Source organism: Streptomyces canus (assembly GCF_041435015.1).
Taxonomy (GTDB): domain Bacteria; phylum Actinomycetota; class Actinomycetes; order Streptomycetales; family Streptomycetaceae; genus Streptomyces; species Streptomyces canus_G.
Genome location: NZ_CP107989.1, coordinates 417119 through 441764 on the forward strand (window position 1 = coordinate 417119; position 24646 = coordinate 441764).

Here is a 24646-nt window from a genome sequence, read left to right on the forward strand (position 1 = left end):
GTCTCCTCGCAGTCCAGGGTCGCCAACGGGTTCAGCTGCCCTGCACGGCACCTTCCGTCGCGCCCGCGATGAAGCCTCGGGCGAAGATCGAGAAGACGACGAGCATCGGGACGGAGGCCATGAGCACACCGGCCATGACCATGCTGTAGTCGGTGTTGTGGGCGACGTTGAGCTGGGCGAGCGCCACCTGCAGGGTGACGTGGCCGGGCCTGGTGAGCACGACGAGCGGCCAGATGTAGTCGTTCCAGGCGTTGACGAAGGCGTAGATCGCGAGGAAGGACAACCCCGGCTTGATCATGGGCAGCGTGATGTTCCAGTACTGGCGGAAGAACCCGGCGCCGTCGATGCGTGCGGCGTCGAGCAGTTCGTCGGGCACGCCGCTCTGGATGTACTGGCGCAGCCAGAAGATGCCGAAGGCGTTGGCGAGGGCGGGCGGGACGAGTGCCCTGAGCGTGCCGACCCAGCCGATCTTCGAGACCAGGATGAACTGCGGAAGGATGCCCAGCTGCAACGGCAGCATCATGAACCCCAGCAGCGCGGCGAAGAGCACCCTGCGTCCGGGAAAGTCGAACTTGGCGAAGGCGAAGGCGGCCAAGGAGTCGACGAACAGCACCAGGAGGGTGGTGACGGACGCGACGACGAGGGTGTTGAGCATCGACCCGAAGAAGTCGATGGTCTTGAGCATGTGCCGGATGTTCTCCAGCAGATGGGAGCCGAAGGTCAGCTTCGGCGGACTCTTGTAGATGTCCTGGGTGGTGTTGGTCGCCATGATGATCGTCCACACGAACGGGAAGACCGAGATCAGGACGGCCAGCATGAGGAAGATGTGGGCGCTCAGGCCCCTGGGCCGTCGGGACCGCCTCGTGTCCGCCGCCCCCGGCGTCGTACCCGCTGCCGTCATGCCTTCCTCCCTCGTTGCACGATGCGCCAGTTGATGAGGACCAGCACGATGATCAGTACGAAGAAGGCCCACACGATGGCCGCGCCGTAGCCGTAGTCGTTGTTGACGAAGGCCGACTGGTAGAAGTACAGCAGCGTGGTCAGGCCCGCCTGGCCGGGACCGCCGAGGCTGGGGTTGGCGGCCTCACTGGCGAAGAGGATCTGAGGTTCGCTGAAGCTCTGCAGGCCGTTGATGGTCGAGATGATGACGGTGAACAGGATGATGGGCCGCATGATCGGCATGGTGATCTGGAGGAAGGTGCGGACAGGGCCGGCACCGTCCAGCTTGGCCGCCTCGTAGATCTCCTTCGGGATGGTCTGAAGCCCGGCCAGGTAGATGATCATGTTGTAGCCGGTCCACATCCAGGTCATCAGCAACGCGATGACCAGTTTGATCAGCCACGGGTCGCTCAGCCACGGGACGGGCGAGATGCCGACCGTGTCCAGGATCGCGTTGACCAGGCCGAAGTTGTTGCTGAAGACCGCGCCGAAGAAGATCGCCACGGCCACGATCGAGGTCACGTTCGGCACGTAGAGGGCGATGCGGTAGAAGCCCTTGAACCGGCGCACCGAATGCAGCAGCGTCGCCAGCACCAGGGCACCGGCCAGCGTGGGCACGGTGGAGAGGACCCAGATCACCAGGGTGTTGCGGATGGACAGCCAGAAGACGGGGTCCTTCCACAGGAACCGGAACTCCTGCAGCCCCACGAAGTGCATGGTGCCGATGCCGTCCCAGCGCTGGAAGGCCAGATACAGCGAGTAGAGGACCGGGAAGAACGAGAAGGCGAGGAAGACCAGGTAGAAGGGCGAGATCGCCAGGTACTGCCGCCAGTGGGACAGCACCCCGCGACGCCTGACCCGTACGGCGCCCGCGGGCGGGGTGCGCCGCGGGCGGAACCGGGTCGGGCCCGGCCCGCCGCGGTGCTTGGGCACCGCGGCGGCTCCGGTGACCGGAGGTGAGGACACGTCAGCTCACCCCCTGCCGCTGGCCGATCTGCTTGGCCTGGCTGACCGCGTCCTTCCAGGCGTCGTCGGGCTTCTTGCCCTTGGCCTCGATGTTGGTCAGCTCGGTCAGGTAGGGGGCCATGACGGCGGCGTCGGCGGGCGCCTCGTAGCTGGCCGGGATGGCCTCGGCGGCCGGGCCGAAGATCTCGATGATCTTCTGCCCGCCGAAGAAGGCGTCCGGCCCCGTCATGGCCGGCATCGCGTAAGCGGCAGGACAGGCCGGGAAGATGGCGGCGTCGGTGAAGCCTCGGGCGTCGTTGGCCGGGTTGAGGATCCAGCTGATGATCTTGAATGCCTCTTCGGGATTGCGGCACTGCTTGGGCAGGGCCAGGTAGGAGCCGCCCTGGTTGGCCGGTCCTCCGGGGTTCGGGCTGACATGCCACTTGCCCTTGGTGTTGGGGGCCGCCTGCTCGATGTCCAACGCGTGCCAGGCCGCGCCGAGTTCGGTGGTGAGGGTGCCCTTGCTGAGGGCGGCGTTGTGGGTGTTGTCGTTGATCTTCCCGTCGAGGCCGAGCCGGTAGGGGCGGATGGAGAGATCCCAGGCGGCGCGTATGTGGTCCTGGTCGCCGATGAAGTGGTTGTTCTCGTCGATGAACCGCTTGGTGCCCTGACCGACCGCGATGTTGAACACCGAGCCGAGGTTGTTGATCAGGTAGGTGCCGGGCAACGCCTTCTTCAGCTCGGCGCCGAGCGCGTAGTAGTCGTCCCAGGTCTTGGTCTCGGCGGCGACCTTGGCGGGGTCGGAGGGCAGCCCGGCCTTGTCGAACAGGTCCGCGCGGTAGTAGAGCGCGGTGGGACCGATGTCGATCGGAAAACCGATCTGCTTGCCGTCGGTGGTCTGGGCGAGCTTGGTCTTCCAGTCCAGGTACTGGGAGGAGAGCTTCTTGAAGCCCAGGTCGTTCAGGTCCAGGAAGCGGCTGCCGTTGGGCAGGAAGGAGGCGATGTCCTCCCCCTTGATGCCGGTGATGTCGGGCACGGCCGCGCCCGCCGCGAGGGTGGTGGTGAGCTTCTGCTTGAAGTCGCCGCCGATGGAGCTGGTGGTCAGCTTGACCTGGCCGCTGAAGTGCGTCTTGGCTTCGGCGACGACCTTGTCGCTGAGCGCGCCTCCCCAGTACCAGAGGGTCAGGTCCTTGCCGTCCTTGCTGCCGCTCGATCCTGAACTGCCGCCGCATGCTGCGGTGGCGCCGGCCGCGGCGGCCGTCAGGGCGGCGGCCTGAAGGAATCGTCTGCGGGAAAGATCCACGATCTTCTCCTAGTTCTGGGCGGGTTCTGCACATCGGCCATATCCGGTATGTCCGACAGGACCTGTGAGTCGTGAGCCGTGGAGGGGTGTGACGGGAGGGCCGGGTGGCTGAAGAGCATCGGCGTGGTGGGAACCCTTCAGCCACCCGGGGCGTGTGAGCTGGTCCTCTCAGACGGTGCCGACGCGTCCATGGCGGCGAAATACGCCGTTCATCCGCTTCGGCCGACCGGAGTGGGGTCCGGACCTCGCTTGAATTACGCAAGAGAGTGCACCCACTGCGCGACTTTGACAAGGGTCAAGCGAGTATCGAGACATTCCTGCGTGACTTTGCTTGAGTTTGAAGAGTTCGCGAGTATGGTCAGCGGCATGCTCGCTGACCGAAGACATCAGCTGATCCTTCGCGCCCTGCGCGCGGACGGGCCCCTCTCGGTGGTCGCCCTGGCCGAGAAGATCGGGGCGAGTCAGGCCACGATCCGTCGGGACCTCGTACAACTGGAGGACGAGGGACTGCTCAAGCGGGTCTACGGCGGTGCCGCCCCCGTGGTGGGCGAGGACGACCCGTTCGCCGACGTCGCCGGCGTCCGTGTCGAGGCGAAGGACGCGCTGGCCGTCTGGTGCGCGGACATCGTCAGGGACGGCGAGACCGTGCTGCTCGACATCGGCACCACCGCCCACCGGGTGGCCCGCCATCTGCACGGCCGGTCGCTGACCGTGATCACCAGCAACCTCGCCGTCTACGAGGAGCTCCAGGACGACAAGGACGTCCAGTTGATCCTCCTGGGCGGGGTGGTCCGCCGCGACTACCGCTCGCTGGTCGGCTTTCTCACCGAGGACAACCTGCGGCAGGTCCACGCCGACCGGTTGTTCCTCGGCACCAGTGGAGTCCGCCCCGACGGTCAGGTGCTGGACACCACGGCCGTCGAGGTACCCGTCAAGCGGGCGATGATCGCCGCCAGCGCCCAGGTGGTCCTGCTGGCGGACGCGGGCAAGTTCCCCGGCACCGGAATGGCCCGGGTGTGCGGTCCCGAGGAACTCGACGTCGTGGTGACCAACGCCCCGGTGGACGAGAAGACCGGTAGCCGTCTGCGGGAGGCGGGAGTCGAGGTGGTCGAGGTATGAGACTGACGATCCTGGGTGGCGGCGGCTTCCGCGTCCCGCTGGTCTACCGGGCCCTGCTCGGCGACCGCGGCGAAGGACGCGTCACCGACGTGACCCTGTACGACCTGGACGCCTCCCGGCTGACGACCATCGGCAAGGTGCTCGCCGACCAGGCGGCCGAGCACCCCGATCCGCCCAGGGTCACCGTCACCACCGACCTGGACGCGGCGGTCACCGGAGCCGACTTCGTGTTCTCGGCGATCCGGGTCGGCGGGCTCGCCGGCCGTGCGGCGGACGAGCGGATCGCCTTGGAGGAAGGTGTGCTGGGCCAGGAGACCGTCGGCGCCGGCGGCATCTCCTACGGGCTGCGCACCATCCCGGTCGCGCTCGAGATCGCCCGTCGGATCGCCGCCCTGGCACCCGACGCCTGGGTCATCAACTTCACCAACCCCGCCGGCATGGTCACCGAGGCCATGACCGCTCTCCTCGGCGACCGCGTGATCGGGATCTGCGACTCCCCGGTGGGTCTCGGCCGCCGCGTGGCCGGGGCGCTCGGCGTGGATCCGGCGCGCACCAGCCTGGACTACGTGGGTCTGAACCATCTGGGCTGGCTGTGCGGCCTGTACGCCGACGGCCGGGACCTGCTGCCGTCCCTGTTCGAGAACGAGGCCGCCCTGACCTCCTTCGAGGAGGGCAAGCTCTTCGGCGCCGACCTGCTGCGCACACTCGGCGCGCTGCCCAACGAGTACCTGCACTACTACTACTTCCACCGTGAGTCGGTCGGCACCGCACGGGCCGCCGAGCACACCCGGGGCGCCTTCCTCCACACGCAGCAGCAGCGCTTCTACGACTCGCTGGACACCTCGGTCGGCGGTCCGACCGCGCCCCGTGCCGCCTGGAACGCCTGGGACGCCACCCGGCTGGAGCGCGAGACCACCTACATGGCGGAGAACCGCGACGCCGTCGGCATGGGCGAACGGGACTCCTGTGACCTGGAATCGGGCGGATACGAGCAGGTGGCCCTTGCTCTCATGCGGGCCATCGCCCGGGACGAGCGCACCACGCTCATCCTCAACGTCCGGGGCCGCGGCCGGATCCCCGCCCTGGACGACGACGCCGTCATCGAGGTCCCCTGCCATGTGGACGCCAACGGCGCACGCCCCATCGCCGGCTCCCCGTTGCCCGACCACGGCCAGGGCCTGGTGTGCGCCGTCAAGGCGGTCGAACGGGCGGTGATCCACGCCACGACCACCGCAGAGCGGGCCCACGCGGTCAAGGCACTGACCATCCACCCGCTGATCGACTCGTACACCGTCGCCAAGCGCCTGCTGGACGCGTACCAGCGGCACTTCCCCGAGCTCGCCTACCTGGGCCGCTAGCGCCTTGACCGGGAATGTTCGCCCAGGCTGGTCGGTCACCGGGAGCTCAGGGCGGCCTCCAAGACCTCGTGGACGGTCTTCGCCGGGTGGCCGATGGTGGCTTCCAGTGTCGGGGTGGTGGCGTTGAACTCGCCCTTGCGCGATGCCGTGAACATCGTCAAGGAGAACTCCGCAGCCGGCCGCGGCATCCCGCCGGCGACTGCTGCGGATATCCACTCGTCGTCGTCCATGGCGACTCGGGTGATGGTCCGGCCGGTGATGCGGCTGAGGATGTCGGCTACGTCGGCGAAGTCCAGCGTGTGAGGGGCTGTCAGAGGCGGCGTGATCCCTTCGAGTGCACCGTCTTCGACCAGGGCGGAGGCCGCGGCTTCTGCCAGGTCCTCGTGGGCCGTCCAGGACACCGGGCCGTCCTGCGGCACGGCGAGCGTGCCGGTCTCCAGCGCCGCGCCGATGTAGAAGCCCAAGGTGGCGGCATAGAACCCGTTGCGAAGAGCGGTGTAGGGGACGTCTTGCTGCTTGAGGTGCTCCTCGGTAGCCGCGTGGACCTTCTGCGGCGGGAAGAACGACGTGGGAGAGGCGGCCTGGTGGCTGGTGTAGAGGATGCGTCGGGCGCCCGCTTCCCGTGCTGCGTCGATGGCGGCGCGGTTGGCGGTCAACGCGCCGCCTCCTCGAATGGCCGCGGAGACGACCAGGACGCGCTCGGCACCTTCGAAGGCGTGCTTGAGACTGTCGGGTTCGGTGAAGTCTCCCGCTCGGACTCGGACGCCGCGCTCGGCAAGGTCGGCGGCCTTGCGCACGTCGCGCACACTGACGGCGATCCGGTTGGCCGGTACCCGCTCCAGAAGGCGGTTGACGATCAGCGACCCGAGGCGGCCGGTGGCTCCCGTGACGATCAGCATTCCTGGCTCCAGTCTGACGACGTTTCCAACGGAACTGAAATAACGGTATCACTGATACTTCCATTGGAAGCACTCATGCTTCACATGCAGCTCAACGGCATGTAGTTGCTCATATCAGTGATAACATCACCTGTCACTGTCGGGCGATATCATCGTCTCCATGACACCGAACGCGCAGCGGCGAGACATCACCCGGGACCGCATCGTGAAGGCTGCGGCCGGCCTGCTGCGCGACCAGGGTCCGGCCGCGGTGACCACGCGTCGCGTGGCGCACGAGGCCGGGCTGCAGCCTCCTGCTCTCTACCGCTTCTTCCAGGACAAGGACGAGCTGCTGGATGTCGCCGCGGAACATGTCTTCGCCGAACATGTGGCGAGCAAGCAGACCACCGCGCCCTCGGACGACCCTGTGGAAGACCTCCGCGCCGGATGGAACACGCAGATCAGCTTCGGGCTCGCCAACCCGTACGTCTACGGCCTGTTGCTCGACCCGGCCCGCGCACGCGCCACCCCGGCACAGGTCAAGGGTGTCCTGATCCTCGCCGAGCGCGTGCACAGGATCGCCGCCGTTGGGCGGCTCCGGGTGAGCGAGGAACGCGCCGTCAATCTCATTCGCTCGGCGGGGATCGGAACCGTCCACACCCTGCTGACCCTGCCACCAGAGCAAAGCGACCCGCATCTGGCCGACGCCGCCTTCGACGCGATCGCTCGCGCCATCCTCGTCGATGAGCCCGCTGTCCCCACCCAGGACGCGGCGGCCGTCGTCGCGGCCTTCCGCACCCTCCTGCCGGAACTTCCCGGTCTCAGCAAAGCCGAGGCCGCGCTTCTCGACGAGTGGCTGCAACGCTGATCCAGCACCGCGCTGCGCGACGCACACTCCGCCGCGAACGGGAGAGATACGCCCGTCGACGCGACGCCCGCGAGGATGCAGACGTCGGACGGCAACGCGTTCAGGTGGTGCCGGACGTCCCCGGTCCACGCCCCTCGAAGGTCCTGAGCGGCGGCACCGGACGCGGGCCGGTCCCCGGGACCCAGCCCGCGTCGAGCTTGCGCAGGCCCACGCCGTCCGGCGCCCAGATGTGGCAGCTGTTCAGCACACCGGCCGTGGAGCGCGGGCCCTGCGACTGCTCACCGGCGTACCGCAGGCCCGCGTTCGCCGAGATGGCCGCCTGCACCACCGCGGGGCCCAGGACACGGGCCAGCTCATGCAGGTGCGAGCAGCCGGACACCCCGCGGAACCGCTCCTGGATGGCCCGGTTGTAGCCGGCGGCCACGCTGAGCCCGACCAGCCCGTCGAACACCGGGGTGATCAAGGGGCACTCGGCGTGCGGGAAGGTCCGCATGTCCGCGTCGGCGTGCACGATGACCATGTCGGCCAGACGGACGCGCACGGCGAGCGCCATCCGGTGGACGACGTCGGCCGACGGCTCCGCCCAGGGGCGCACGTCGCTCAGTTCCGCCTCGACCGAGATCTCGTCGCCGCCTTCCGCGTACGCGGTGACGGTGATCGTACGGCGGTGCAGCGGACGTCCGGAGCGCGTCACGAGGAGGCCTCCCCCGGGAGCGCCGATGCCGGGACCGGGGCCTCCCCCAGCCCCGCGAACTCCGGGGGTCTGCGTTCGATGAAGCTGCGCACGCCCTCGCGGTAGTCCGGGGCGCGCTTCGCCGTGGCCAGCAGGGCGGCCGCGTGGTCCTGGCTCTCGGTGAAGGTCCTCGCCTGGTCGTCGGCGAGCTGCCGCTTGATGAGGGACATCGCGTACGGGCTGGCCGATCGGGCCAGTTCGGTCGCGTACGCGAGCGCCGTCGGGAGCAGCTCCGCCGGCTCGACCAGGCGGTTGACCAGCCCCATCGCCAGGGCCTCCGTCCCGGTGATCCGGCGCGAGGACAGCAGCAGGTCGGCGGCGTTGCCGTAGCCGACCAGCCGGGGCAGGAGCCAGGACACACCGTCCTCGGCCACCAGCCCACGGGCACTGAAGGCGGCGGCGAACTTGGCGTGCGGTACGGCGAACCGGACGTCGCACATCAGCGCCTGGTTGAAGCCGATGCCCGCGCAAGCTCCGTTGACGGCCGCCACCACGGGCTTCGGGAAGGACATGGGCCGGGTGCGCGGGGGCAGTTGGTCCGTCGGCCACGGGCGGGCACCCGATGAGGCCGCGTCGAGCACACTCATGTCCATGCCCGGGCAGAAGCTGCGCCCGGCGCCGGTGAGCACTACGGCTCGCACCCGTGGATCGTGCTCCGCCCGGTCGAACAGTTCGTTGTAGAGCAGCTCCATCTCCAGCGTCCAGGCGTTGTGCCGCTCGGGCCGGTTCAGGGTCAGCAGCATGACCCCGTCGTCGGTGAGATCGGTGAGGATCTCCGGGGCCGGGTTCTCGGTCATCGAGGTCACTCCCGCGGTATCCGTCGGCTGGACCGGCTTTATAGATAGATGAATCATCTATATACCAACAACCGCCGGGGCACCAGATCGGTTCGCGCAAGGAGAAGATCACCGATGGCTTGACCTGGTACCCTCGATGCACTAAGACGATTCATTTAGCTATACGAGGAGCCCACTGTGGCCGAGGCAGCCCGCACCGCAGAAACGGCGACCGTGCCGGTCCCCGCCCGCAGTCGCGTCGGACGTCAGGTGCGGGTGCCGAAGACCGCCGAGCTGGTCGCCGCACACCTGCGTCGCCAGATCGTACGGGGCGAGCTGAAGCCCGGCGACGCGCTGCCCCCGGAGTCGGGCCTGATGGAGCAGTTCGGCATCTCACGGCCCACACTGCGCGAGGCGTTCCGGGTGCTGGAGTCGGAGTCCCTGATCACGGTGCGCCGCGGCGCCCACGGCGGTGCCCGGGTGAGCGCTCCCGACTCGGATGTCGCCGCCCGCTTCGCCGGCCTGATCCTCGAGTACCGCGGCGCCACCCTGGGCGACATCTATCGTGCCGCCGCCCTCATCGAGCCGCCCTGCGCCCGCCAGCTCGCCACCAAGCACACGGCGGACGACATCAAGCGACTGCGCGACGCGGTGGCGGCCGAGAAGGCCGTTCTCGAGGACCCGCTCGCCCTGGTCGACGCACAGGACGCCTTCCACGCCCTGCTGGTCGAACTCACCGGCAACCAGACCCTGATCCTGCTGTGCGGCATGCTGCGCAACATCATCGACCGGGCCAACGCCTCGTACACGGCGGGCGCGGCCGATGCCGAGGCACAGAAGACGCAGGCCCTCAAGGGACACCGGGCGCATGTGCGGATGGTCGGCCTGATCGAGTCCGGCAAGGCGGACGAGGCCGAGAAGCTGTGGCAGCGGCACATCTCCAGCGCGGACGACGTCGTGAACGCCGCAGGACCCAAGACGGTGCTCGAACTCCTCGACTGACCGGCCCGACCTCGCGGCGGCTCCGCCTCCACTCCCCCTTGCGCTCTCTAATCAGTTAGATAATTATAGAAGGCGTACTGAATAGTTCCTGGGGCCCGGAGGCGACGCCATGGCCGAACAGCGCAAGCCCATCTTCGACTGCGACCAGCACATGTACGAGGAACGGGACTCCTTCACCCGCTACCTTCCGAAGGAGTTCCTCGGTGCGGCCGTCGCCCCGGTGACCCTGCCGGACGGGCGGGAGGTGATCCTCGCCGGGGACCGCATCGTCGTATGCCTGGAACCGGAGTTCGGGCAGGTCTACCGTCCCGGTTCGCTCAAGGAGATGCTCAAGGCGATGGCCTCGGGCAATCCCGAGGAGACGTACCAGTTCGAGCCGATGCACGAGTCGTACCAGAACCGCGACGCCCGGCTGCGCGTCATGGACGAGCAGGGGCTGGACCAGACGATCATCTACCCGGGCGGCTGGGCGCTGGTCGCCGAGGAGTACGTGAAGGGCGTGGAGCCGCTCTACGCGAACTACCACTCCTTCAACCGGTACATGAACGAGGTCTGGGGCTTCAACCACCAGGGCCGCATCTACGCCCCCGCGCTGCTGTCACTGCGCGATCTGCCCAGCGCCGTCAAGGAGCTGGAGTTCGTCCTGAACCAGGGCGCCCGCTTCATCCTGCTGCCCACCGGCCCGGTCTACGGCCGCTCGCCCGGCGACCCGTACTTCGACCCGTTCTGGAAGCTGGTCAACGAGGCCAAGGCGAGCGTCTGCTACCACATCAGCGAGTTCTACTACAACTCGCAGGTGGCGCCCTCCTGGGGCTACGACCCGAACCCCATCCACTTCCGGATGTCGGCCTGGCAGTGGCAGAACACCTACGGCCAGCGCCCCGTCGAGGAGACGCTGTCCGCGCTGATCTTCGACAACCTCTTCGGCCGTTTCCCCGACATCAACGTCCTGGTGTCCGAGTTCGGCTCCGAGTGGGTGCCGCACTTCGTGCGTCACATGGACAAGAGCCGGGGCATGGGCCGCAACGGCCCGTGGATCGGCGGGCAGTTGGACGAGCGCCCCAGCCAGGTCTTCCGCAAGCACATCCGCGTGGTGCCCTATCCGGAGGACGACATCGTGAACGTCGTCAAGCGCCTCGGCTACCACGAGTCCCTCGTCATGGGCTCCGACTTCCCGCACGCGGAGGGCCTGGCCAACCCCGGCGACTTCCGCAAGCTCATCGCCGAGCTCGACGAGTCCGCCCAGGACGACATCATGTACAACAACGCCCAGCAGCTGATCACCCGCTGAGCCTCGCGGGAGAGAAACGTGGAGCCCGGTACCGGATTCGGTACCGGGCTCCGTGCTGCCCGGCCCGTTTGCCGTCGGCGCCTGGAACCCTGCCGTCGGGCCGGTGGAGCGGCCATCCCCGAAGCGGCCCGCACCCCCAGCGGTGAATCGGTGCATCCGTACAGGCGCACTCGGCAGAAACATGGGTGTGCGGGTGACCGAGAGTGAGAAGGGGTTGCGCATGCGGGGACTGCGGCCCACGGTGGCCGAACCGGCTGGATCGGTCGGATCGGTCGGGTCGGTCGACCGGCCGTGCACGGCCCAGGAAGCCGTCCGTGCCGTCGAGGCGGAGCTCGGGCGTGTTCTTGACGAACGTATGTGCCGGGCCCGGGAGACCGATCCGGTGTTCGCCCGCGATGTCGCCGACCGTGTCTCCGCGCTCGTCCGGCGCGGCGGGAAGATGCTGCGCACGGCGTTCGCGTGGTGCGGATGGCGGGCCGTCGGCGGATCGGGCGACGTCACCGCGGTCCTGCGTACGGGCGCGGCCCTCGAACTCCTCCAGGCGTGCGCCCTCATCCACGACGACGTGATGGACGGATCGCCTCTGCGCCGCGGCGCACCGGCGGTGCACGTGGACCTCGCCCGCATGCACCGGGCCGGACGGATGACCGGGCCGCCCGAAGCGTTCGCGACGTCCGCCGCGGTGCTCGCCGGCGACCTGGCCCTGGCCTGGGCGGACGACCTCCTGACCGAGACGGCCCTCGGCTCGCCGTACGGCCCCGAGCTGCACCGCGAGTGGCAGGCCATGCGCGGCGAGATGGTCGCCGGGCAGTACCGGGACATCCACGCCCAGGCCACCGGAACCTCCGGACTCGACGAGGCGGTGAGCATCGCCACGCTCAAGAGCGCCCTGTACACGGTCGAGCGGCCCCTGGCTCTCGGCGCGGCACTGACCGGAGCCGACGCGTCCGCCCTGGACGCGCTGCGCTCCGCCGGACGGTGCGCCGGTCTGGCCTTCCAGCTCCGCGACGACCTCCTCGGCGCCTTCGGAGACCCGGCCGTGACGGGCAAACCGGCCGACGACGATCTGCGGACACGCAAGCTCACCTACCTGCTCGCTGTCGGTGTCAGGCTCGCCGACGCCTCCGGTGACGAGGAATCCGCCGACGCGCTCGCCCCGGGCACGCATCTCCCGTCGGACGAGGCCGTGGCGCGGATGCGGGCGGCGCTGGAGCGGACCGGGGCACGCGCCGTCGTGGAGTCGAAGATCACGCAGCTGGGCGCGACAAGTCTGCGGCACTTCGACCGGACCGGCGCGGAACCCTTCGTACGGCAGGAGTTCGCCACCCTCGTCGAACAGGCGGCGGGCGTCGCACTGGAGCGCGCCGGGGAGGCCGCGTGAGGACCGTACCGGGGCCGACGGACCATGTCGTCGTGGTGGGCGCGGGGTTGTCCGGCCTCGCCTGTGCGTTGCACCTGCTGGGTGCCGGCCGCCGGGTGACGGTCGTCGAGCGGGACGCCGGTCCGGGCGGCCGGGCCGGCCGGGTACGCCTCGGCGACTACGAGGTGGACACCGGGCCCACGGTCCTGACCATGCCGCACCTGGCCGACGAGGCTTTCGCGGCCGTCGGTGACAGCCTCGCCCGCCACGTCGAGCTGACGGCCCTGCACCCCGCCTACCGGGCGTGCTTCGCGGACGGCACCTCCCTCGACGTGCACACCGACGGCGAGGCGATGGAGGCGGAGGTCGGGCGGTTCGCCGGACCGGCCGAGGCGGCCGGCTACCGCGACCTGCGGGACTGGCTGGAGCGGCTGTACCGGGCGCAGATGCGACGCTTCATCGACACGAACTTCGACTCGCCCTTCCAGCTGCTCCACCCGGACCTGGCACGCCTGGCGGCCCTGGGCGGCTTCGGGCGGCTCGACCGGCGCATCGCCCGCTTCCTGTCCGACCCCCGCCTGCGCCGGGTCTTCTCCTTCCAGGCCCTGTACGCCGGAGTCGCCCCGGCCAGGGCCCTCGCGGCCTACGCGGTGATCGCCTACATGGACACCGTGGCCGGCGTCTGGTTCCCCAAGGGCGGTATGCACGCGCTGCCCCGCGGGATGGCGGACGCGGCGGCCGACGCGGGTGCCGAGTTCCGCTGGTCGGCCGAAGTGACCTCGCTGGAGCGCTCGGCCGGTCGGGTCCGTGCCGTACGGCTGGCCTCCGGCGAGCGGATCGCCTGTGACGCGGTGGTGCTCTCCTGCGAGCTGTCCGCCGCGCACCGGCTGCTGGGGCGCGTGCCTCGGCGCCCGGTGGGGCTGCGGCACTCACCGTCCGCCGTGGTCCTGCACGCGGGGACCGACCGCACCTGGCCCGGCCTCGCCCATCACACCCTGTCCTTCGGCGGGGCCTGGGAGCGCACGTTCGACGAGCTGACCCGCTCGGGGCAGTTGATGAGCGACCCGTCCCTGCTGATCACCCGGCCGACGACCCACGATCCCAGCCTGGCGCCGCCGGGCAAACACCTCCACTACGTGCTGGCCCCCTGCCCGAACACCACCGTCGGCCCCTCCGCCGCCGCGTGGCGCGACCTGGGGCCGCGCTACCGGGAGAGCCTGGTCGCCGAGTTGGAACGCCGGGGCCTGGACGGATTCGCGAACAGCGTCCAGGAGGAGCTGCTGGTCACCCCGCTGGACTGGGCGGCGCAGGGGCACGCGGCGGGCAGCCCCTTCTCCGTCTCCCACACCTTCGCCCAGACCGGCCCGTTCCGCCCGCGCAATCTGGTGCGCGACGCCGACAACGTCGTGCTGGCCGGCTGCGGCACAACCCCCGGTGTCGGCGTTCCGACCGTGCTCATCAGCGGCAAACTCGCGGCGGCGCGTATCACCGGGGGCGTCCCGCGCCGTTCCGACCGCACCCGCCCGGCGCCCCGCGAAGCACGTGTTCCCGTCCCCTCGACCGTGGAAGACGCCCATGACCCGTCGTGAACTGGACGCCGCCGGCATCACCGACCCCGCCCTGCGCGCCGCGTACACGTACTGCCGGCGGCTCAACGCCCGCCACGGCCGGACCTACTTCCTGGCCACCCGGCTGCTCCCGGTGGAGCGCCGCTCCGCGGTGCACGCGTTGTACGGCTTCGCCCGCTGGGCGGACGACATCGTGGACGACCTCGACGGGAGCCGCACGCCTGAGGACCGCGACCGGCTGCTGCGCCGTCTGGAGAGCGATCTCGCGCACGGGCTGCGTACCGGCGGCGGAGACGAGCCGGTGGTCCGGGCCGTGGCCGACACCGCCGACCGGTACGGCATCGAGGCCGTGCTGTTCGCGGACTTCCTGGCCTCGATGCGCAGCGACCTGCACGTCACGGACTATCCGACCTACGCCGACCTACGGGCCTACATGCACGGCTCGGCCGCGGTGATCGGACTGCAGATGCTGCCCGTCCTCGGCACGGTCGTACCCCGCGCGGAGGCGGCACCCCACGCGGCTGACCTCGGCGTGGCGTTCCAGCTCACGAACTTCCTTCGGGACGTGGGCGAGGACCTGGACCGCGGCCGCGTCTACCTGCCGACGGACCTGCTCGCCGCCCACGGCGTGGACCGGCCACTGCTGGAGTGGAGCCGCCGCACCGGACGCGGCGACCCGCGGATCCGCGCGGCGCTGATCGCCGCCGAGGCCATGACGCGAGAGGTGTACCGGGCGGCGGAACCCGGCATCGCCATGCTCGACCCACGGACACGCCCCTGCATCCGCACCGCGTTCACCCTGTACGGCGGCATTCTCGACGCGATCGCGGATCAGGACTACACGGTGCTGCACCGCCGTGCGGTGGTGTCCCGCGGGCGCCGAGCGGCCACGGCCGCCGCCGGAGTCGTACGCATCGCGGGCGCGCGGTGGCGTGCCCGCACCGCGCGTGGGGTGCCCCGGGCGAGTGGCGAGGCAATCCCGACGAAAGGACCGGCGCGATGAGTGACCGACCGGAATGGGCCGGCTGGACACCTCCGTTGCGCCGGCGCCGGCGCCGGCGCTCGGACTGGGCGACGCAGACGCCCACCTGGCGGGAGGCACGCCCGGCGCTGATCGCCGACGCGCTCAAACGGGCGTCGGCCCGCCGGTCCGGAAACTGGTTCGTCGTCGGTGCCTCCCGGGACGTACGCGCCGGTGGCCGCCCCTACGGCAGGACGGTGGGCGGGGTCGAAGTGGTGCTGTGGCGGTCCGACACCGGTGCGCTGCACGCCGGCCCGGGAGCCTGCCCCCACCTCGGTGCGCCCCTGCGTGACAGCCGGGTGGTGTGCGGCACGCTGGTGTGCCACTGGCACGGACTGGCCCTGGACGGCCGGTCGTTGGCCGGCTGGGATCCCTATCCGGCCCACGACGACGGGGTCCTGGTGTGGGTCCGGCTGGACGCGGTCGGCGGCGAGGAGCCGTTGGAGCGTCCGGTGGTGCCGGAACGGCCGGCGGCGGGCAGCGGGGTCGACGCCGTGTTCACGGCCGTCGGGCGGTGCGAACCGCAGGACGTGGTCGCCAACCGGCTCGATCCGTGGCACGGCTCGTGGTTCCACCCGTACTCGTTCGTCGACCTGACCGTGGCCCGGCCGCCGACGAGCGAGGACGACACCTTCGTCGTCGACGTCTCCTTTCGTGTGACCGGTCGTCTGGTGGTGCCGGTCCGGGCGGAGTTCACGGCACCCGGACCGCGTACGGTCGTCATGCGTATCACCGAGGGTGAGGGGGCCACGTCCGTGGTGGAGACTCACGCCACCCCGCTGACCCGCGAGGCGGACGAGCGGCCGCGGACCGCTGTGGTCGAGGCGGTCGTCGCGGCCTCGGACCGGCGCGGTTTCGCCCTCGCGCGAGCGGCCGCGCCCTTACTGCGCCCGCTGATGAGGCGGACGGCCGGCCGGCTGTGGCACGACGACCTGGCGTACGCGGAACGACGCTGGGCGCTGCGCAGCACAGGACGGTTCCCGGGGTAGCGCCGCGAGTCACCCGGCAGCCCGGGGCCCGCATGCCGGGGACTCAGCGTCTCCCGGTCGCCCCGAGTGCGCGCAGTACGGGGGTACGGCCCGCCCGGGGCACCGTCCACAACACCTGCCCCCGGACGCCCCAGGCGTCGAGCAGGGCACCCGCCGCCAGGAAGCCCGTGGTGGCGGCGCGCTCCATCAGGGCCACGGGCAGACCGCAGCGGATCGCGTCACCGGCCAGCGTCACCCGGGGATGGGGCGTCACCACGGTGGGCCGCCGGGAGTGGGAGCCGACCGGGAAGAACGGACAGTCGGAGCGCCACTCGTGCCGGGCGTCCACGACCCGTGCGTGCCGTGTCTCCGGGTAGACCCGGCGCAGACTCTCGGCGAGGCGGTTCTGCATCGCCTCCCGTGCGGTGCCGTCGGGGACGGCGTAGGCGTGCAGTTCCACCACCGAGCCGCCGGTCCGGGCGGCCCAGCGGGCGGCCTCGCCCTCGTAGCGGTCGAGGACGCTGATGTTGTCGAGGCCGTCGTAGCCGTTGGTGCCGAGGAATCCTGGGCGGTCTGCGCGGACCGGCCGGTCCAGCCAGAGCCGGGAGACGAGGAACGCGGGGGCGGTGGCAAGGGCGGCGATGTCGTCGCGCCAGGCGGGGGTGCCCAGGCCGGGTGACGCCGCGACGACCCCGCGCAGCGCCCCGGGGTCGAGTGCGAGCACGGCCGCGTGGTACCGGTCGGCGGCGCTGTCGGTCCGCACCTCCACTCCCCCGCCGTCGCACGGGAGGACGCCGTGCACGGGTGTGCCGGTGCGGACATCCGTCCCGAGGTTGCGGAGGTAGTCGCCGAGGGGCTCCCACAGGGCCCGGGGGAAGGGCTCGTTGGGCACGTCGAAGAGCAGGCCCTCCGAGGAGCCGAGGAAGTAGATGTGGAACATCAGCAGCAGTTCCGCGGCGGACAGTTCACGCGGGTCGGCGAAGAAGCTGCGCGAGAACACCTCGAAGGCCAGATGGTGCGCGGCTTCGGGGAAGCGGACACGCTCCAGGAAGGCTGTCGCGCTCATGCCGTCGAAGCGGTCGTAGACCTCGGGCACGCGGACGTCCAGGAGGGGCAGCGCGGCCCTGGCGTTCATCGCGGCGAGGTCGCGCCAGCCGAAGGTGGGGCTGAGGGCGACGAAGCCGAGCGCGCTGAACGGCGGCGTCCGCGGGACACGGGCGAAGCTGTCGGTCAACCCGCCGCTGTGCCGCAGCGGGTAGTCCGGCAGTGGCCGAAGACGGTCGAGGCCGGGATCGGTACGCCGCAGCAGGCCGCGCAGGTTGTAGTACTGGCGGAAGAAGGCGTGGAAGCCGCGGCTCATCGTCGCCTCGGAACCGTCGGCGAGACGGGTGCGCCACCCCGCGAGCCGGCCGCCGAGCGACTCCTCCCGTTCGTAGAGGGTCACGCGGGCGCCGCGTTCGGCCAGCAGGGTGGCCGCGGCGAGACCGGCGATCCCTCCGCCGACCACGGCGACGCCCGGCGCGTCCGCAGGGTCGAAACGGTCCCGGCCGGGCGCGGGCATCATGATCTCGGCCTTGCGGTCCCGGCCCCGCCGGGCTGCTCGCGGTGGGGCGCTCACCGTGCGTCCCCCGCAGCCGCGGGGGAGCCGTTTCGGGCCAGGAAGGTGTGCACGATGCCGGTCTGCCATCCGGCGACGGGCGCCGCGCGCACGCCCGTGAATCCGGCGCCGGTCAGCCGCGCGGTGAAGTCGGGGACCGTGTCGAAGTCGAGGACGCTTCGCCACAGGTGACGGTAGAGGGCACGGTCACCGCTGAGGGTGCCCGCCGGGATGATCACTCCCCGGCACACGGCCGTCCACACGGCGCGGTGCGCGGGCGAACCGCTGAGACTGTACTCGTGGACGGCGAGCCGCCCGCCCGGCCGGAGCAGTGACCGGACGGTTCCGAGGACGCCGTCCGGGTCGGTGACGTTGCGGAACAGGTAGGCGGCGAACACCGCGTCGTACGGTTCCTCACCGGCCGCCGCCGCCTCCTCGGCGGTCAGGTGCAGAAAGCGTACGTGGTCCGGCCACGGTTTGGCCTGAGCGCGCCGCAGCATCCCGGCCGACGCGTCGACGGCCGTGATCCGGGCGCGGGGCGCGGCCCGCAGCAGGGCCCGGGTGGAGGCGCCCGTGCCGCAGCCGAGGTCGAGGATGTGCAGGCCGGCCCCTGACCGGGGCAGCCCGAGCCTTCGGGCCGAGCGCAGGAGGTCGGTGCGGTAGCCGGGGTTGAGGGCCGTGAGGCGGTCGTAGGTGTGCGACGCGTGGTCGAAGGCGCGTGCCAGGTCGTCGTCGCGCAGCAGTGTCATCGGTGGCTCTCTCCGGTTCGTGGGGCGGGCTGGAAACGCCGGGGCAGGAAGGGGAGTTCGAGGGCGGTCCGCAGCATGGGACCCACGGGGGTGCGCAGGCCGATGCCCCACTCCTCGCCGAGCGAGGTGTCACCGTCGAGGAAGCGCAGCAGACGTTCCGGCGGAATGCGTCGGAACAGGCCGGTGAAGAAGTCGGGACCGTCGATCCGCCCGGTGTCCAGCGCTCGCAGCAGCACCGCGTCCATGGCCAGTGCCCGCCGCCCGTGCGGGGCGGGCACGGCCGGCCGGCCGTCGCCCAGGGCGGCGGCGATGGCCCTGCTCTGACGCTGCACGGCGGCGAAGGTGTAGCCGGTCGACGGGCGGGTGGCACCGCCCGCGGTACCGATCCGGAACACGGCGGGCCCGGTCCGGCGGGCGAAGCGCGCGTCGGTCATGGGGATGACGCCCTGCTCCGCCGATTCGACGGTGAACGCCCCGAGGCCGAGGATGTCGCGGCAGTAGTGGGCCAGCGCGGCCTCGTACGCCGTCGTGGTCAGCGGGGCACGGGAGAACTCGGTGTACTCGACGAGCGCCCGGTCCGTCGCCAGCGGCAGCGTGTAGCCGAAGGCGAGCCCGTGGCGCGGCTGCGGCACCCGGAAATCCATCAGATCGGCGACCGCGGGGTCGAAGCGGTCCTCATCGGTGCGCACGAACCAGCCGCGGAAGTGCTGCATCAGCTGTGTCCGGGCCGGTGGCAGGGAGCGCAGCGGGCGGGAGTCGAACACCTGGCGGGCGCGGAGTGTCAGCGTCCGGCCGTCGGACGTCGTGCAGCGGACCTCCGCGCCGCCGGCCGTGTCGTGCACCGTGTCCGCGGTGGCGCGCAGGACGCGCGCGCTGGGTGAACGGGCCAGCCGGGCATGCACCAGCTGTTCGAACGCCGTGGACCGGAGCATGCGGTAGCGCAACGGAGCCGGGTCCACGGTGATCGTCCGGCCGTCGGTGCCGTGCACGCGGAGCCGGGACCAGGAGGCGCTGACCGCCTCGGCGAAGTCGCCTGCGCCACGCTCCCAGTAGCACCAGGTCCGCTCGGGCGGACGCCGCGGACCGTCCGGGGCTTCCACCAGGGTGACGGTGGAGGAACCGGTCGCCGCCAGGTGGTGCGCGAGACTGAGCCCGGACGCGCCGCCGCCGACGATGACCACGTCGGAGGTCTCCTCGGGCGCCTCGGGAGCTCGGCTCACCGGGCACGCCGTTCGGCGGCGGATGTCCCGGGGGACCTCGTCACTGCCTCGACGGCGTACCGCCCGCCGGTGGCGGCGGCCCCCAGCACCCGTGCGCCGTTGATGTCCACGTCTCACTCCTGATCGCCGAGGCACGCCGGCGGCTTCCCTCTCCTTGCCCTCTCTTCCGTGAACCGGCCGCCGGCGGATGCGCCGGACACAGACCAACCGGAGTCACCTGAGCGCGATGGACTCCACCGCCGCGAGGGCCTGCGCCAGCCCGGACGGATGGGGCGAGCCGGGCACGGTCTGTCCGGCCCAGCCGGGCCCGAGCGTCAGGACGACCGGCTTCCTGCGGGCACCCCGCACCCCCCATTCGAGCGCGGCCACGTGCTGAGCCAGCGGCCGGCTCGCGGTGGTACGCGACTGCGCCCACAGACCCACCGCGGCCGGACCGGTTCTGCGTACCGCGGCCACGAGTGACTCGACGGGCAGTGCGCCACCGAACATGCGCACCGGCAGGCCCCGTTCGGCCAGGGCGGCGGCCAGGACCTCCAACGGCAGCGTGTGGTTCTCGGCGGGGACACAGGCCAGGAGCGTCGTGGCGCCGGGGCGGTCGGCGACCACGGGCGGGGCGTGGCGCCGCAGCACACCGGACACGTGCCAGGACAGGAAGTGCTCGACCTCGACGTATCTCTCGCCCGAGGTCTCCCACTTGCGGCCGACCGCCTGCAGAGTCGGCATGATCACCTCCGACCACGCCACGACCAGGCCATGGTCCTCGATCGCGGCGCTCAGCAACGTGTCGAGCGCGGTGGCGTCGAGACGCAGGGCCGCACGGGCGACTCCCTTGCACTCCTGACGTACGTCGCCCAGGCGCAGGCCGGTGCCGGCCCGGCTCCGGCCGCGGGACGTCGGCAGTCGGGACCGGACGGAACCCACCTGGGGGGCGGGCGCCTGCGGCCCCTCCTCGTCCAGCGCCAGTCGGGCGGCCTCGGCGGGTGGCAATCCGGTCGCCGTCAGCGCGCACATCCGCTCCAACCTCGCCACGTCCGCGGCGGTCCAGCGGCGATGCCGGCCATCCGTATGCGCTGTGGGGCCCAGACCGTAGCGGCGGTCCCAGGAACGGACGGTGGTCGGTGCCACCCCCAGACGCCTCGCCACCTCACCGGTGGTCAGCCCGCCGCCGACACGCGGCGCGTCCTGGTGATCACCGTCATCTCTGTCCAGGCTCATATTCTCCATCATACGACGCACAAACGACGCATGTTGTATGCGTCGTTTCGGCTCACAAGACTGGCATGCAAGCGCTCGGCCGCTACGGCGCCTGCCGACCGAACCGGTTCGGCAAGCGGCTTCCGGCCCCATCACGGGACGCACGGCAGGAGGGACAAGCCCATGACCATGAACACACGATCCGCCGGTGTCCGCACCCAGGCCGCGGAGGAAACGCCGTGCGAGGACGAACTGGCGCGCGGCCTGTGCGCCGCGGACGAGACCGCGTTCGCGGCTGTCTACCGGCACTGGGGCGCACTGGTCCACACCATGGCCACCCGCTCGCTCGGTGACGTCCACGAGGCCGAGGACGTGACCCAGCAGGTGTTCCTCGGCGCCTGGCGCGGACGGGACGGCTACCGTCCGGAGCGGGGACCGCTGGGCGCCTGGCTGGTCGGCATCGCGCGCCGGAAGATCATCGACGCACTGTCAGCCAGGACGAGGCGTCTCACGCTGATCGATTCGATGGCGTCCGACGCCGACGTGCACCGCCACGAGACGGGCGCCCCGGACGACGTCCTGGACCGGGTGCTCCTGGTCGACGCGCTGTCCCGGCTGCCGCGCCACCAGCGCGAGGTGCTGTGCATGGCCTTCTACGAGGACCTCACCCAGGCCCAGATCGCCGAGCACACCGGCATCCCCCTGGGCACCGTGAAGAGCCACACCCGACGCGGCCTGCACCGGTTGCGTGAGGGGATCGAACGAGGCCGCACCGGCGAGAACACCGCGTAGGCACGCACGGGAGTCCTCGGCGAGACAGGAGGGTGACGGTGCCACATGTCGAGCCCGCACACCTGATGGAACTGGCACCGGGAAACGACGTCTCGAGCGACGACCCGGGCGCGCTGAGGCACATCGCCACATGTAACCGGTGTCGGGAGGAACTGAGCCAGATCACGCGGATCGTTGTCACGGCCCGTGACGTGGAGGAGTCGGACCTCCCGGCCACCCCTCCAGAGCAGGTATGGCAGCGCATCACACAACAGTTGTCCGCGGCGTCGGCCGAGCCCCGTCGCATCCGCCGCTCCACGAACCGCCACGGTCGGACGATCCGTTACGCGCTGAGCCTTCTCGTCGGCATCGCCCTCATCTGGTGGTGGAGCCGCACTGGTCCGTGAGATCCGCCGCGAGATTCGCGATGTTGGTGAGCAGTGCCGTGCCGCGCCGGGAGTGGTCGTAGCCGGCGAGGGGGTAGCCGTTGCTCAGGCAGGCGAAGGACAGGCCGGTCTCCGGGTCCAGGAAGCCGAGTTGGTAGGCGGCTCCGGCACTGCCGAAGAGGGCGGGCGAACCGGTGGACGGCAGGTTGCTGCCCGCGTCCGGGCCGGCCACGGTGACGAACAGGCCCATGCTGGTACGGCGGTTGGAGCCGCCCCCGTAGATCTGTTCCCCGTGCGGGTGGTCGGTCAGCCGGATCCGGGTGCCCTCGGCCACCGCCTCCGGCTTCCACAGGCCGGAGTGTTCCAGCGCCTGGAAGTACAGGGCGACGTCGGCGGCCGTGGCGACCAGCGCGTGGCTGGGCTCCCCGGCCGCCAGCACCCGCGGGTCGGACAGATACCAGGGGCCCCAGGGGTCGGGCTCCTGCTCGTCGCTCGTGCGGTCGGTGGCGGTCATACGGGCGACGGTGCCTGCCTGCCGGTCCACCGGGACGCCGAGTTCGAGCGAGGACAGGCCGAGCGGTACGGCGATCCGCTCGCGCAGGTAGTCGGCGAACGCCAGGCCCGTACGCCGCTCCACGATCTCGGCGATCAGCCAGGCCGCCGAGGTGAGGTGGAACTGGAAGCGGCTGCCCGGCGGGTAGTCGAGCCGCCAGCGGCCGAACGCGGCGAGGCGCTGCTCGCGGTCGAGCATCTTCGGGTACCCGAGCGGCGCGAAGGGGAAGCCGGCGGTGTGGGTGAGCACCTGCTCGACCGTCACCGCCTCCTTCCCGTTCGGCGCGAACTCCGGGATGATCGCGGCTACTTGCTCGCCCACGTCCAGAAGGCCTTCGCCGATCAGCTTCCAGACCGCGCCCGCGACGATCGACCGCCCGACGGACTGCAGGACGTATCGCGTGGACGGTTCGGCGTCCCCCCAGGTCGCGAAGGCGACCAGCCTTCCGCCCCGCGCCACGGCGACCTGCGCGGACGGCAACGGCCCGTGCTCGACCTCGAGGCGGATCCGGCGCAGGAGTACGTCCAGCCGGTGCGGGTCGACGCCGACGGTTTCCGGGGCGACGACCGAGTGGTCAAGCGTCACGTGGTTCTCCTTCGAGCGTGGTCGGTTCCCGAAGGCTTCGGCGTACGACCTTGCCGTTCGCGTTGCGCGGCAGGTCGACCACGAACCACCAGCGGACGGGGACCTTGAACCCGGAGAGCCGGGCGCGGGTGTGGCTTGTGAGCGCCGCCGGTTGTGGCGGGGCGTCGGGATCGGCGGGGACGACGAAGGCGACGACGGTCTGGCCGAGCCGCTCGTCCAGAACGCCGGTCACCGCGACGTCCGCCACCTCGGGGTGCGCGGACAGGACCGTCTCCACCTCGAGCGGATGGACGTTCTCGCCACCACGGATGATCATGTCGGTGCGCCGGCCGAGCAGGTAGAGATACCCGTCCTCCGCCACGCGGCCCAGGTCGCCGCTGTGCAGCCAGCCTTCGGCGTCGATCTTGAAGAGGTGGTCGGCGCGGGCATGGATCTCTCCGCTGCCGTCCGGGCCGGGGTCGTGGACCCTGATCTCGACGCCGGGTGCGGGTCGCCCCACCGACCGCAGCAACTCGGTGCGTCCGGCCACCGCCTCCCGGTGGTCCTCCGGGGTGAGCACGCTGATCGGCGAGCCCTCGGTCTGGCCGAACATGTTGAGCATGCGAACGCCGGGCATCGCCTCGTACGTCCGCCGCAGGGTGCCGGGGCGGATGGGCGCGCCGCCGTACTGGAGCGTTCGCAGCGTCTCGTGGCGGGCCTGTCCGGCCGCCAGCAGGGTCTCCAGCATCGCGGGGACCATGCTGGTGTGCGTGGTGCCGAGGTCCCGCAGCAGGGCCCAGCCCTCGACGGTGAAGCGGGGCAGGCCGGTGATCAGAGCGCCGGCGGCGAGGGCGACGGCGATGTTGCCCAGGCCCGCGATGTGGTGGAAGGGGGCGCTGCCGCCGTAGAAGCTGTCGGGGTCGAGTGCGCACAGATGCCCGTTGACGCGGGCCCGGGCGGCCAGGCGCCGTTGGCTCATGGGGACGGGCTTGGGCAGGCCCGTCGTTCCGGAGGTGTGCAGGACAGCGGCGAGGTCGTCGGGTCCGGCAGCCAACCGGCGTCCGCCGGGGGCCAGTTCGGGCATGATGGCGATCCGCCGACCGGACAGCTCGGCGACCTGCCTGCCGAGGTCGGCGAACTCGGGCTGCGCCAGCAGGACGTGAGCCCTCGTCTCCTTGACCACGGCGGCGATCTCGTACGCCGTCATGCGGACGCCCAGCGGTGCGAGCGGGTGCCCGGATCCGGCGCCGCCGATCACCAGCGCGAGGGCGTCGGCGGAGGTGGCGACCAGTGCGGGCACCGGTTCGCCGGGTTCCAGGCCGAGGGTCTCCAGCCAGTCGGCCGCGCCGGCCGCACGGTCGAGCAGTTCGCGTCCGGTCCAGGTCAGATCGCCGAACCGGACAGCGGGGCGGGCGTGGTCGTAGGCGCGGCTCACCATGGCGGTCCAGGTGGCCGCCTGCACCCCTTCCTGCGCGGCGGCCAT

The 24646-nt window shown here is 71.0% G+C and carries 23 protein-coding genes; 11 read left to right on the forward strand and 12 right to left on the reverse strand.

The features are described from left to right. Positions 1-31: 31 nt before the first annotated feature. From OG841_RS01980 to OG841_RS01990, 3 genes are all read right to left on the reverse strand, one after another. A complete protein-coding gene (locus OG841_RS01980; protein ID WP_328643094.1) occupies positions 32-901 on the reverse strand; it encodes a carbohydrate ABC transporter permease in 870 nt (289 codons plus the stop codon). Beyond that, entirely contained in the window at positions 898-1782 is an 885-nt protein-coding gene (locus OG841_RS01985) for a carbohydrate ABC transporter permease (protein ID WP_328643759.1), read from the reverse strand. Before OG841_RS01985 ends, OG841_RS01980 begins: the two co-directional genes overlap by 4 nt. Before the next feature lie 124 nt (positions 1783-1906). Next, positions 1907-3187 (reverse strand): extracellular solute-binding protein, encoded by a 1281-nt coding sequence (locus tag OG841_RS01990; protein ID WP_365115949.1) that lies wholly within the window; start codon positions 3185-3187, stop codon positions 1907-1909. A 189-nt stretch (positions 3188-3376) separates the two neighbouring features. Between OG841_RS01990 and OG841_RS01995 the strand changes: the two genes are divergently transcribed. Further along, the gene (locus OG841_RS01995) at positions 3377-4306 is read left to right on the forward strand and encodes a DeoR/GlpR family DNA-binding transcription regulator (RefSeq protein WP_442759695.1); all 930 of its coding nucleotides are present in this window, start codon (positions 3377-3379) and stop codon (positions 4304-4306) included. After that, positions 4303-5664, forward strand: a complete 1362-nt coding sequence (locus OG841_RS02000; RefSeq protein WP_371562878.1) for a 6-phospho-beta-glucosidase — start codon at positions 4303-4305, stop codon at positions 5662-5664. The genes OG841_RS01995 and OG841_RS02000 overlap by 4 nt, the downstream gene beginning before the upstream one ends. A gap of 35 nt (positions 5665-5699) precedes the next feature. Here the strand turns inward: OG841_RS02000 and OG841_RS02005 are convergent, their stop codons facing one another. Next, the gene (locus OG841_RS02005; protein WP_371562881.1) at positions 5700-6563 is read right to left on the reverse strand and encodes an NAD(P)H-binding protein; all 864 of its coding nucleotides are present in this window, start codon (positions 6561-6563) and stop codon (positions 5700-5702) included. Positions 6564-6723: 160 nt separating this feature from the next. Between OG841_RS02005 and OG841_RS02010 the strand changes: the two genes are divergently transcribed. Next, complete coding sequence (locus OG841_RS02010; protein WP_365115956.1) at positions 6724-7410, forward strand: TetR/AcrR family transcriptional regulator; 687 nt, start codon at positions 6724-6726, stop codon at positions 7408-7410. A gap of 100 nt (positions 7411-7510) precedes the next feature. Here OG841_RS02010 and OG841_RS02015 read toward each other — a convergent pair whose 3' ends face one another. Next, positions 7511-8104 carry a DUF2889 domain-containing protein gene (locus tag OG841_RS02015; RefSeq protein WP_365115958.1) on the reverse strand — a complete coding sequence of 198 codons (594 nt, stop codon included), beginning with the start codon at positions 8102-8104 and terminating at the stop codon, positions 7511-7513. Then, on the reverse strand, positions 8101-8940 hold the full coding sequence (locus tag OG841_RS02020; RefSeq protein WP_328643087.1) for an enoyl-CoA hydratase-related protein: 840 nt from the start codon (positions 8938-8940) through the stop codon (positions 8101-8103). Before OG841_RS02020 ends, OG841_RS02015 begins: the two co-directional genes overlap by 4 nt. Positions 8941-9117: 177 nt before the next feature. Between OG841_RS02020 and OG841_RS02025 the strand changes: the two genes are divergently transcribed. The 6 genes from OG841_RS02025 (at position 9118) to OG841_RS02050 (ending at position 16150) form a co-directional block, all read left to right on the forward strand. Beyond that, positions 9118-9921, forward strand: coding sequence for a FadR/GntR family transcriptional regulator (locus OG841_RS02025; RefSeq protein WP_266555370.1), 804 nt, complete (start codon positions 9118-9120; stop codon positions 9919-9921). A gap of 109 nt (positions 9922-10030) precedes the next feature. After that, positions 10031-11212: an amidohydrolase family protein gene (locus OG841_RS02030; protein ID WP_371562886.1), complete on the forward strand. Its 1182-nt coding sequence runs from the start codon at positions 10031-10033 to the stop codon at positions 11210-11212. A 220-nt stretch (positions 11213-11432) separates the two neighbouring features. After that, entirely contained in the window at positions 11433-12593 is a 1161-nt protein-coding gene (locus tag OG841_RS02035) for a polyprenyl synthetase family protein (RefSeq protein WP_371562890.1), read from the forward strand. After that, complete coding sequence (locus OG841_RS02040) at positions 12590-14161, forward strand: phytoene desaturase (RefSeq protein WP_371562893.1); 1572 nt, start codon at positions 12590-12592, stop codon at positions 14159-14161. Before OG841_RS02035 ends, OG841_RS02040 begins: the two co-directional genes overlap by 4 nt. Further along, positions 14148-15143, forward strand: a complete 996-nt coding sequence (locus tag OG841_RS02045; RefSeq protein WP_371562896.1) for a phytoene/squalene synthase family protein — start codon at positions 14148-14150, stop codon at positions 15141-15143. The genes OG841_RS02040 and OG841_RS02045 overlap by 14 nt, the downstream gene beginning before the upstream one ends. After that, entirely contained in the window at positions 15140-16150 is a 1011-nt protein-coding gene (locus OG841_RS02050; protein WP_371562899.1) for a DUF5914 domain-containing protein, read from the forward strand. The genes OG841_RS02045 and OG841_RS02050 overlap by 4 nt, the downstream gene beginning before the upstream one ends. Before the next feature lie 43 nt (positions 16151-16193). Here the strand turns inward: OG841_RS02050 and OG841_RS02055 are convergent, their stop codons facing one another. The 4 genes from OG841_RS02055 to OG841_RS02070 form a co-directional block, all read right to left on the reverse strand. Further along, positions 16194-17693, reverse strand: coding sequence for an FAD-dependent oxidoreductase (locus tag OG841_RS02055; protein WP_371570529.1), 1500 nt, complete (start codon positions 17691-17693; stop codon positions 16194-16196). A 50-nt stretch (positions 17694-17743) separates the two neighbouring features. Then, the gene (locus OG841_RS02060) at positions 17744-18475 is read right to left on the reverse strand and encodes a methyltransferase (RefSeq protein ID WP_328643082.1); all 732 of its coding nucleotides are present in this window, start codon (positions 18473-18475) and stop codon (positions 17744-17746) included. Further along, entirely contained in the window at positions 18472-19695 is a 1224-nt protein-coding gene (locus tag OG841_RS02065; protein ID WP_328643081.1) for an FAD-dependent oxidoreductase, read from the reverse strand. The genes OG841_RS02060 and OG841_RS02065 overlap by 4 nt, the downstream gene beginning before the upstream one ends. Before the next feature lie 213 nt (positions 19696-19908). Continuing rightward, positions 19909-20910 (reverse strand): MerR family transcriptional regulator, encoded by a 1002-nt coding sequence (locus OG841_RS02070; RefSeq protein ID WP_328643080.1) that lies wholly within the window; start codon positions 20908-20910, stop codon positions 19909-19911. A 168-nt stretch (positions 20911-21078) separates the two neighbouring features. On the opposite strand from OG841_RS02070, the gene OG841_RS02075 reads away from it, so the two are divergent. Beyond that, positions 21079-21681 carry an RNA polymerase sigma factor gene (locus tag OG841_RS02075; protein WP_371570532.1) on the forward strand — a complete coding sequence of 201 codons (603 nt, stop codon included), beginning with the start codon at positions 21079-21081 and terminating at the stop codon, positions 21679-21681. A 38-nt stretch (positions 21682-21719) separates the two neighbouring features. Next, the gene (locus tag OG841_RS02080) at positions 21720-22067 is read left to right on the forward strand and encodes a hypothetical protein (RefSeq protein WP_371562905.1); all 348 of its coding nucleotides are present in this window, start codon (positions 21720-21722) and stop codon (positions 22065-22067) included. Here the strand turns inward: OG841_RS02080 and OG841_RS02085 are convergent. Then, positions 22036-23184, reverse strand: a complete 1149-nt coding sequence (locus OG841_RS02085) for a serine hydrolase domain-containing protein (RefSeq protein WP_371562908.1) — start codon at positions 23182-23184, stop codon at positions 22036-22038. The genes OG841_RS02080 and OG841_RS02085 overlap by 32 nt on opposite strands. Beyond that, the gene (locus OG841_RS02090; RefSeq protein WP_371562911.1) at positions 23174-24646 is read right to left on the reverse strand and encodes a class I adenylate-forming enzyme family protein; all 1473 of its coding nucleotides are present in this window, start codon (positions 24644-24646) and stop codon (positions 23174-23176) included. The genes OG841_RS02085 and OG841_RS02090 overlap by 11 nt, the downstream gene beginning before the upstream one ends.

Coding starts and splice junctions, on each gene's coding strand:
- OG841_RS01980 (WP_328643094.1), bottom strand. CDS start 901: ATGACGGCAGCGGGTACGACGCCGGGGGCGGCGGACACGAGGCGGTCC.
- OG841_RS01995 (WP_442759695.1), top strand. CDS start 3,377: ATGGCGGCGAAATACGCCGTTCATCCGCTTCGGCCGACCGGAGTGGGG.
- OG841_RS02000 (WP_371562878.1), top strand. CDS start 4,303: ATGAGACTGACGATCCTGGGTGGCGGCGGCTTCCGCGTCCCGCTGGTC.
- OG841_RS02005 (WP_371562881.1), bottom strand. CDS start 6,563: ATGCTGATCGTCACGGGAGCCACCGGCCGCCTCGGGTCGCTGATCGTC.
- OG841_RS02010 (WP_365115956.1), top strand. CDS start 6,724: ATGACACCGAACGCGCAGCGGCGAGACATCACCCGGGACCGCATCGTG.
- OG841_RS02020 (WP_328643087.1), bottom strand. CDS start 8,940: ATGACCGAGAACCCGGCCCCGGAGATCCTCACCGATCTCACCGACGAC.
- OG841_RS02030 (WP_371562886.1), top strand. CDS start 10,031: ATGGCCGAACAGCGCAAGCCCATCTTCGACTGCGACCAGCACATGTAC.
- OG841_RS02035 (WP_371562890.1), top strand. CDS start 11,433: ATGCGGGGACTGCGGCCCACGGTGGCCGAACCGGCTGGATCGGTCGGA.
- OG841_RS02045 (WP_371562896.1), top strand. CDS start 14,148: ATGACCCGTCGTGAACTGGACGCCGCCGGCATCACCGACCCCGCCCTG.
- OG841_RS02050 (WP_371562899.1), top strand. CDS start 15,140: ATGAGTGACCGACCGGAATGGGCCGGCTGGACACCTCCGTTGCGCCGG.
- OG841_RS02055 (WP_371570529.1), bottom strand. CDS start 17,693: ATGATGCCCGCGCCCGGCCGGGACCGTTTCGACCCTGCGGACGCGCCG.
- OG841_RS02060 (WP_328643082.1), bottom strand. CDS start 18,475: ATGACACTGCTGCGCGACGACGACCTGGCACGCGCCTTCGACCACGCG.
- OG841_RS02070 (WP_328643080.1), bottom strand. CDS start 20,910: ATGAGCCTGGACAGAGATGACGGTGATCACCAGGACGCGCCGCGTGTC.
- OG841_RS02075 (WP_371570532.1), top strand. CDS start 21,079: ATGAACACACGATCCGCCGGTGTCCGCACCCAGGCCGCGGAGGAAACG.
- OG841_RS02090 (WP_371562911.1), bottom strand. CDS start 24,646: ATGGCCGCCGCGCAGGAAGGGGTGCAGGCGGCCACCTGGACCGCCATG.